The sequence below is a fragment of the Vibrio sp. 10N.261.52.A1 genome (assembly GCF_002876325.1).
GTDB lineage: Bacteria > Pseudomonadota > Gammaproteobacteria > Enterobacterales > Vibrionaceae > Vibrio > Vibrio chagasii.
Map to the genome: position 1 here is coordinate 1 of NZ_MCYD01000714.1, position 7,320 is coordinate 7,320.

Consider the following 7,320-nt stretch of genomic DNA (forward strand, 5'->3'; position numbering starts at 1 on the left):
TGATTACTGGATTAGTTGATTGCTTTAAAGCTCAAAACCGTTAAAGTCATCGGTTTTAATTTCATTGTCGATTTGACCCACTAGATAAGAACTGATTTCAGCTGCTTGCTTGAACAAGTCGAAACAATCTTGCTTACATTCTTCTACGCTCTGCATGAATGAAAAGTTATTTTGGCCATTACGTAACAGATTAATCATGTGCTGGGTGCCAGTGAGGCCGCTAGAACAACGAGTCTTTGAGTGCGTCTGGGGTCATTGAGGCAGGCTTGACCAAATTGTTTTTGTGCCCAAAGGATTGGCTCTATATAGGTCTTGATGATCGCCCTTGTCATTACTTAGATGATCAGATCATGAAACCTAAAATTAGTTCAAAAAAATCCCTAAGCTGTGGCTTAGGGATTTGTGTATAAGAGACAGGCCCATTGGCCCCCCCTTTTTCTACCGCTCTAACTCTTTATCTGGCTTACTATATTGGTCATGGTTGTTGTCACGCTCCTGATTAAAATCAAACGTTTTTTGAGGGGAGGCTTCTTTGCTGTCGAAGTGTTCAAGCTCTTTATCTTTGATTGCTTTTGTGTGTTGATTAATATCAGTATCTGTCTTGTTGGTTAATGAATCATGGTCTTGAGTGGGTGTGTCGAATTCCTCTTTTTGTTGATGCGTTTGTTGATGGTATTGTTCAATAGCCTGTTTGATTTCCTCAAGCATATTGTCAGGCGAAACAAACTGAATATGTCTCCCTGAAAAGTTGGCCATGATTTTTTCAATGTTGTTGGGATTTAAGTCAGTATTTTCTTGACTCAGTACAATCACAATGTTCTGTCTGAGTTCATCGGTGGAGATATTTTGAATGTCATTCTTATGATTGACATTGATAATGTCGTATTGGCCTTGATGCGCTTGATTAATAATAAAAGCATTCTCGATTGAGGTACTGATGATGGTGGTGTGCAAATCACTGCCTTGATGAAATTGCGTCATTTGTTTGGATTTCGTGCCTAATATCCTTGGATTGATGTCGAGTGCCGGGTCTTTATTTCCTTGCCCGTCTAAATAAGTCACTTCAATCGCTTTTGTTTCTCCTTTTTTATCGTGAATGTTAGTTATCATCGCCGGATGAAATGTTTTGTCCTCTGAGGAATATACTTCTTGATGAAAATGAACATGGTCATTCTTAGGGTGTTCAATCCCCCATTTATTGAGGTAAGTTTCGGCTAATGTGCCTGTGAGTGGCTGGCTGGTTTGTATATATTCTTTCTCTCTCTCTTCAAATTGTGCCATGTGTTTTGGCGTCGTAGTCAGTAATTGGTCACGTTTAGGGTTGGCGGTGAGTTGGTATTTATCAGGCTCATTGAGCATGTTATGGGCTTCTTGCATTGCCTCCTTATAGGTTATTTTCTTATGAATCATCATCAAATTGATGAGTGAGCCTTTTTCACCGGTGGTATAGTCTTTAAAATACCCTCGATATTCCCCCGTTAACGATACCTTTATTGCCGATTTTCCAATACCAAAGGTGAGATAATCACGGTCTGATTTAGATGGGTTCGGTTGCCCCAAGAGGTTGATGGCTAAGCTTTCGGCGTATTTAGGGAGCGCTTGGTTGATGTGGTCTTTAAATTGGTTGTAGTTAAAATCTCCGTTTCTATTTTGATAACGCACGTCTTCATGAGGCAGGGCTTTGTCATTAAAGTAAGGGGTACTGTGTGGTGCAATGTTCTCGATGGTTTCAATGGCACTGTGTTTATTGACTTCTTTCGATAACCAGCTCTTCATCATCTGTTTTGGGTTGTCAGTAAAGAGTTTCACATGACTACTCGCCCGGCTTAAATCGATGTAAGCGCGTCTTAAGTTCGTCAGTGCGCCTTTACCTTTTAGGGTGGTAATGACGTTCTGATACGTTGCGCCTTGCGCCATATCTGCGGTTCTGGTGTAAGCGTAATCCCAATGCCCGTCTTTGAGTTGGTTTGGATTAAGGCTTAACGTTTGCCCCTCTTTTGACAGCGCTGTGATTTCTTCCTTGGTGGCACGGCTGATGGTGTATTCCACATTGGCTTTAATGCCTCGCGCTTTGTCGGTAAAGCGGGGCATGATTTTGTCACCGGTTGAAAGTGGCTTTTCTGATTGAACGAAGAGTGACGTGTATTTGTGGTCTTTGTTGCGTGGCAAAAATGGCTTTGTCTTACCTGTATTTACGTCTTGAAGGGTCACCACACCGTGCTCCGAATCAACGTGGGTAATGATGTCGTACTCTCCTGGCTTGGTGCTTAAAATGAGCCCTTTCTGATAAGGCATCATGGTGGTTAACTCTTCTTTGCTATCACCTGTAGAGCGTAATCGGGGGGGTGATGATGTTTTCTTGGCCTATCTCCTGTGTTTTCATCAGTCCGGCACGAATGTGCTCAGAGATGTGGTCACGCTCATTATTCGTATAAGCAATGATCAGCGTGTTTTCTCGTGTCTCGGGCGTACGGGCAAGGTAGTCCTGCGCTACAGCGTAAGGCAGCTTTTCGGTGGCGATGAGTTGCGCTTTGCTTTGGTCTTTCGCATTCTCATCGAGGGTGGAGACGACATGTTGCGTGCTACCGAGTGTATCAGGGCTTTGCTGAGAGAGTTTATCGAGGGCGCTGTCTGGCTGCTTATCTACAATGTTGTGTACGGCGCCAAGCAGTATTTCATCGTTCTGACGAAGGATGTCGGTCATGTAAGCCGTATCGATACGGCCCTGACTCATGCTCAATTCAAACGGTTTACCAGCATTAAGAGAAAGCAGCTGCTCTTTATCCCCAAGCAAGGTGGCTTTGGAGCCGCTTTGCAATACAAGGTCGGTGAGCTCTTTGGCTTGTTGGTTGCTGACTATAGAGCTTTCATCGAGGAAGAAGAGGGTGTTTTTGTACTCTTCTGGTAAGGTGATGCCACGTCTTAGGTCGGTCAGTAAGCTTTCTAGCGTTTGCGCTTGTAGTCCTTTGCTTTCCAGTTCGCTGACGGCGGCGTGCGTTGGCGCCAGACCAATCACTTGCGAAGGTGGCTGGTTACTGGCTTGGGTGGCGTGTTGAATCAATTCAAGGTTGGATTCGAGCAGGGTGGATTTACCGGTGCCCGCCAAACCTTGCACGGCCACAAAACTGTCTTTGGTCGTTGAGATAAGGGTGATGCCGTCCTTTTGTCCTTGGGTAAGGCGAGGCTGTGCATCGAGATAATGTCTGACTTGTTGGTGAGCTATAGTGATTTCTGGTGTACAGGAAGGAAAGAATGCAGTGTAACCTGTTGATTGATCTCGGCAGATCAACAACCAACAAGGAGTACACTGCATGGACAACGATCATAACGTTACTGAACTTCATAAACCAGAAAATCCGTTGAATGAACTGCTAAAACAGGGTGCACAGCAGTTGCTGGCCCAAGCCATCGAAGCAGAAGTTCAAGCCTTGCTCGAACATTTCTCAACGCTCCAGATTAATGGTAAACAGGGCGTCGTCCGCAATGGTCACCTGCCTGAGCGCAGGATTCAAACCGGACTGGGCGACATTCCTGTCAAAGTGCCCAAAGTCCGTGATAGAACCGGCAGCGGGATTAAGTTCAACAGCAAGCTGGTGCCGCCCTATCTCAAGCGAACCAAAAACATTGAAGAGCTTATCCCTTGGTTGTATCTGCGGGGGATCTCAACGGGTGATATGCAACCCGCCTTGGAATCGCTTTTGGGCAAGGAAGCCAAGGGATTATCAGCCAACAGTGTTTCTCGGTTAAAGCAGCAGTGGGAAGCGGATTACGAACAGTGGCGTAAGCGTGACCTGAGTAAACGGCAGTATGTTTATGTCTGGGCTGACGGTGTGTACAGCAAGGTCCGGATGGACGACAAGTTATGTCTTCTGGTTGTCATTGGCGTCGACGATACAGGTCGTAAAGAAGTCCTGACCGTTGTCGACGGGTACCGTGAGTCAGAAGCCAGTTGGCTGGAAGTGCTGACACAGCTTCAGTCACAGGGCATGACAATTGCCCCGGAGTTGGCTATCGGTGACGGTGCGCTTGGGTTCTGGAATGCGGTCACCAAGTTCTGGCCGACAACCCGGCACCAACGCTGCTGGGTTCACAAGACGGCCAACATCTTGAACAAGGTGCCAAAGTCCGTTCAGCCCAGGATGAAAGAATCCCTTCAAGATATCTGGATGGCGGAAACACGAGATGAGGCCTACAAGGCGTTCAGGCTGTTCGAACAGCGTTACGGCGCCAAGTCCCCGAAAGCCACAGAATGCTTAGTAAAAGATAAAGACGAGATGCTGGCTTTCTATGATTATCCGGCAGAACACTGGGCGCATGTCCGAACGACGAACCCGATTGAATCGATGTTCGCGACGGTGAGGCTAAGAACCCACAAGACGAAGAGTTGCGGAAGCCGGAAAACGACACTGGCAATGGCTTTCAAGCTGATGAAAACAGCCGAGTCAAACTGGCGAAGGCTGAGAGGATTCAAGTTACTGGCGGACGTTATCAAGGGAGTGAAATTCCAAGATGGCATTCGCGAAACCGAGGAAAACCAGCAGGACATTGCTCTTGAATCCGTACACCAGATTTGACGATAGCTCGCAGCAGAGCGCCAATCCTTAATCGAACAGTTCAAACTCGCCCTTGACCGCCAGTTCGCCAAACGCTCAGAAGCGTTGAAGCCTTACAATGACGCCCAGGGCGACCTCTTTAATGAGGCGAAATGCGAAGTGGCGAAAGAGGACGAGGAGGTCGTCACAACAACGGCCACCACGACCACCCAAAAGCGCGGTAAACGCCAACCCTTGCCGAAAAACCTGCCCCGTGACACCCTCGTCCTTGACCTCGACGCGCACGACAAACAGTGCCCTTGTTGTCAGCACACGCTTCATCAAATCGGTGAAGACCGCAGTGAAAAGCTCGAGTTCACGCCCGCGGTATTGAAGGTGGTGGAGATTGTCCGCCCTAAATACGCCTGTCGTCAGTGCGAACACAACGCAGAGACGAGCCGTATTCATCAACAGCCTGCCCCAGAGAGTATCCTCCCCAAAAGTGTTGCCACGGAAAGCCTGCTGGCCAACATTATCCTCGGTAAATACCAGTATGCGCTCCCGCTGTACCGTCAGGAGACCTTGTTCACCCAGTCGGGTATCGAGTTGTCGAGGACCACGATGGCAAGATGGGTCATACAGGTCAGTGACAAGTTCAAACCGTTATATCAGGCACTGAGGGCACACTTACTGGAACAAGGGGTGGTGCAGGCAGATGAAACGCCGCTCAATGTGCTCAAAGAAAACAAGCAATGTTACATGTGGCTGTACTGCTCGGGGGCGGACTCGCCCGGAGCCACTCTCGCGGGTATGAAAAATATCGTCTTGTTCGACTACCAAAACAGTCGCGCAAGGTCATGCCCTGTGGGCTTTTTGGGTGATTACTCGGGCTATCTGCAAAGTGATGGCTACCGGGTCTATGACGGATTATCACACGTGACTAACGTGGGTTGTTTTGCTCATGCCCGTCGTAAGTTCATGGAGGCGAAGAAACTGCAGGGTAAGGGAAAAACGGGTAAGGCGGATGTCGCCCTCGCCAACATCCAAAAACTGTACGCACTGGAGTCGCGGTTGAAGTCCTCATCGGCAACAACACGCTATGAGGAAAGACAGGCTCATGCCAAACCGATGCTTGATGACCTTTATGTCTGGTTAACCTCGCAGAAGGTGCTCGGTTCGAGCGCATTGGGTAAAGCCATCAAGTATACGTTGGCTCAATGGCCGAAGTTGATACGCTATGTGGATGATGGGTATCTGTCTATCGACAACAATCGCGCTGAGCGGGCGATTAAATCGCTGGTCATTGGCAGAAAGAACTGGTTGTTCGCCAACACCCCCAACGGTGCACAGGCCAGTGCCTTACTGTACAGCATCATCGAGACGGCGAAAGCGAATGGGCTCATTCTCTACGACTACATGGTGAAATGTATGAAAGAGCTGGCGAAGCCTAAGCCAGACATCGACTCTCTACTTCCGTGGAACCTCTCTCACTAACAAGCCCTGTGGGTTCATGGGGCGCTTAAAATTTATTCAATATTGATGCCGCTAGCATCATTTCCTGTTGTTGATTGTTAAAGTCTCTACTGTGTAATTTGGGTCCTATAATTTTTGTGAGCCATAGTGATTTCTGGTGTAAAGGAAGTAAAGAATGCAGTTTAACCTGTTGATTTTTATTGCCAGATCAACAACCAACAAGAAGTACACTGCACGGACAACGATCATAACGTTACTGAACTCCATAAACCAGAAAATCCGTTGAATGAACTGCTAAAACAGGGGGGCACAGCATTTGCTGGCCCAAGCCATCGAAGCAGATGTTCAAGCCTTGCTCGAGCATTTCTAAACGCTCCAGGTTAATGGTAAACAGGGCGTCGTCCGCAATGTTCACCTGCCTGAGCGCAGGATTCAAACCGGACTGGGCGACATTCCTGTCAAAGAGCCCAAAGTCCGTGACAGAACGGGCAGTGGGATTAAATTCAATAGCAAGCTGGTTCCGCCCTATCTCAAGCCGACCAAAAACCTTGAAGAGCTTATCCCCTGGTTATACCTGCGGGGGATCTCAACGGGTTATATGTAGCCAGCCCTAGAATCGCTTCTGGGCAAGCAGGCCAAGGGGTTATCAGCCAACAGCGTTTCCCGGCTCAAGCAGCAATGGGAAGCAGAGTACGAACAGTGGCGCAAGGAAGTCCTGGCCGCTGTTGCCGGGTACAGTGAGTCTGAGGCCAGCTGGCTGGAAGTCCTGATACAGCTGAAATCGCATGCGATGACAATCGCCCCAGTGCTGGCTATCGGCGACGGTGCGCTTGGGTTCTAGAATGCGGTCACCAAATTCTGGCCGACGAACCGTCACCAGCGCTGCTGGGTTTACAAGACGGCCAGCATATTGAACAAGGTAACAATGGAGAACAGAGTAAAAACCATGTCTATTTGCGTGTGAGTGACAGTCCATTATTGGCAATGCTTCTTGTAGGCATATAAAGCGTACATACTATGTATATTGGTGTGTACGCATTTTTATCCCTGAAGGCTTAGCAAGGCGATGCCCTCACTGCGTGAAACCATCACCCTGCCAAAAGGGTATTTAAGGGAAATGATGGTAAAGTAAAATAATAAAACCACTCCTTACGCTCGCAAAGCTTACTACTCGCTAGGCATTTATGATTTTTCTTGACCACCCGCTGAAACATGTTTATGGCGATTTCGAGTTACGCCAGACAAGCTGCCGCGTATTTGGATATCAAAAAGCTAGGCGTAAGCTTTAAAGCGATAGTTTCGGATAGACTGAGTT

The 7,320-nt window shown here is 47.9% G+C and carries 1 protein-coding gene and 5 pseudogenes; 3 read left to right on the forward strand and 3 right to left on the reverse strand.

What is annotated here, in order from left to right:
* Positions 1-24 precede the first annotated feature (24 nt).
* The 3 pseudogenes from BCT81_RS29325 to traI all read right to left on the reverse strand — a co-directional run.
* Positions 25-216 (reverse strand): annotated as a pseudogene (locus BCT81_RS29325) (hypothetical protein); the annotation flags it as partial.
* A pseudogene (locus tag BCT81_RS14285) lies at positions 207-332 on the reverse strand (transposase DNA-binding-containing protein); the annotation flags it as partial. The pseudogenes BCT81_RS14285 and BCT81_RS29325, both read right to left, overlap by 10 nt.
* Before the next feature lie 106 nt (positions 333-438).
* A pseudogene (gene traI, locus BCT81_RS14290) lies at positions 439-3,217 on the reverse strand (conjugative transfer relaxase/helicase TraI); the annotation flags it as partial.
* 94 nt (positions 3,218-3,311) lie between these two features.
* On the opposite strand from traI, the gene BCT81_RS14295 reads away from it, so the two are divergent.
* The 3 genes and pseudogenes from BCT81_RS14295 to BCT81_RS29770 all read left to right on the forward strand — a co-directional run.
* Positions 3,312-4,574, forward strand: coding sequence for an IS256 family transposase (locus tag BCT81_RS14295; protein WP_102424847.1), 1,263 nt, complete (start codon positions 3,312-3,314; stop codon positions 4,572-4,574).
* A gap of 15 nt (positions 4,575-4,589) precedes the next feature.
* Positions 4,590-6,026, forward strand: a pseudogene (locus BCT81_RS14300) (IS66 family transposase); the annotation flags it as partial.
* Between the two features lie 186 nt (positions 6,027-6,212).
* Positions 6,213-6,948 (forward strand): annotated as a pseudogene (locus BCT81_RS29770) (transposase); the annotation flags it as partial.
* Positions 6,949-7,320 lie beyond the last annotated feature (372 nt).

Bases quoted from the DNA above. Each gene is read 5' to 3' on its own strand.
- BCT81_RS14295 (WP_102424847.1), top strand. From the start codon at position 3,312: ATGGACAACGATCATAACGTTACTGAACTTCATAAACCAGAAAATCCG.